Annotated in this window: 1 protein-coding gene and 1 pseudogene; one reads left to right on the top strand and one right to left on the bottom strand. The window is 73.5% G+C overall.

What is annotated here, in order from left to right:
* A pseudogene (locus BZL64_RS38495) lies at positions 1-182 on the bottom strand (hypothetical protein); the annotation flags it as partial.
* Positions 183-322: 140 nt separating this feature from the next.
* On the opposite strand from BZL64_RS38495, the gene BZL64_RS38490 reads away from it, so the two are divergent.
* Positions 323-1,605: alpha/beta fold hydrolase (locus BZL64_RS38490; RefSeq protein ID WP_086773534.1), on the top strand; the 1,283-nt coding region annotated here is incomplete at its 3' end.

Here is a 1,605-nt window from a genome sequence, read left to right as displayed (position 1 = left end):
GGGGTGGGGGTGGCGGTGGGGCCCTGCGGCGAGCCCGCCGCCGGACCCGACGACGTCGAGGACGAGCCTCGGCCGTGGCGCGCGTACAGGTAGAGGACGGCGACCGCGGCGAGCCAGTACAGGTGGTTACCGAATCCCAGGACCACCAGGACGGCGGTCCCGGAGAGAACGACGGTGCCCATGGCGTGCCTCCTTCCTGGGCTTGGACGGACGGGTGTGCTGGGTGGTGGCGGTGGGGGGTGGGGTGGCTTCTCCAGAGTAGGGAGGCGGTCACTCAACGTGCATCTCCTTTTCCGCTGCGCGCCCGTGAGTGAATGGGGCGATGAGAGCCTTGGTGTACGAGCACGGCGGTGAGCGTCTCTGCGGTGTGTACGGCGATGGCGGCGGCGGTCCCGGTGCGGCCACCGCCGTCGTCCTGCACGGTGCGGGCCGGAGCAGCAAGGAGCGACTGCTGCCGCTGCTCGGCGAGTTCACGGCGCACGGCTGCCACGCCCTCGCCCTCGACTTCTCCGGGCACGGCGAAAGCACGGGCGCGCTCGGTGAGTTGAGCCTGCGGCGGCGCTTCGAGCAGGCCATGGCGGTGATCGACGCGTACGTGCCGGCGGGCGGGCCGCTGGTGCTCGTCGGGTTCAGCATGAGCGGCCAGACGGTGGCGGACCTCGCCGCCCACTACGGGGAACACGTCGCGGCCCTGGGGCTGTGCGCGCCCGCGGTGTACGCGGGTGAGGCGTGGGACGTGCCGTTCGGTGACGGGGACGGCCGGTTCAGCGCGCTCATCCGGACGCCGGGGAGCTGGCGGGCGGCTCCGGCGCTCGACGCGCTGCGGGCGTACGAGGGGCGGGCGGTGCTCGCCGTGCCGGGTACCGACGCGGTGATCCCGGCGGAGGTCACCGAGGCGGTGCAGGACGCGCTGTCCGCCCGTGCCCAGTACACCCGCCTCGAACTGCCCGACGCCGATCATCAGGTGGGCGCCTGGCTGCGCGATCACCCCGGTGACCGGCGGGCGTTCGTGGCTGCCGTGCTCACCGGCCTCGGCGAGGGCGGCTGGACGGCGACCCGCGCCTGGCTGGCCAAGCAGGTGCCGGAGGGGCGTACGGTCGTCGACTCCCGCCCGCTGCAAGGCGGTTGGAGTGCACAGATGCGTCAGCTCACCCTCGACGACGGCACGGAACTCGTGCTGCGGACGTTCGTGAAACCCTTCTTCCGCCGTCACGCACCCGGCCTGCTGGCGCGGGAGGCGGACATCCTGACCCTGCTCGCCGGACAGGAGGGGATCCCCGCGGCGCGGCTGGTCGCCGTGGACGCGAGGGGCGAACTCTGCGACCATCCCGCCCTGTTGATGTCGGCGCTGCCCGGCCGGGTCCGCCTCGACGAGGAGGACCTGGAGCGCCGGCTGGACCTGCTCGCGGCCCAGCTGGTCCGTATCCACCGGGTCGTCCCCGGTGACCGGCCGCGGCCGTACCAGGCGTGGACGTCCGCGGAGCGGGTCCGCACGCCCGCGGGGGCGCTGTGGGAGCGGGCGGTGGACGTGATCCGCCGTGAACCCCCGTCCTACGAGGGGCGCTTCCTGCACCGGGACTTCCACCCCGGCAACGTCCTGTTCGA

This window comes from Streptomyces bobili (genome assembly GCF_002154575.1).
In the GTDB taxonomy this organism is placed as follows: domain Bacteria; phylum Actinomycetota; class Actinomycetes; order Streptomycetales; family Streptomycetaceae; genus Streptomyces; species Streptomyces bobili.
Note: the sequence above shows the minus strand (reverse complement) of the source record. Positions and strands in the feature narration are given on the sequence as shown.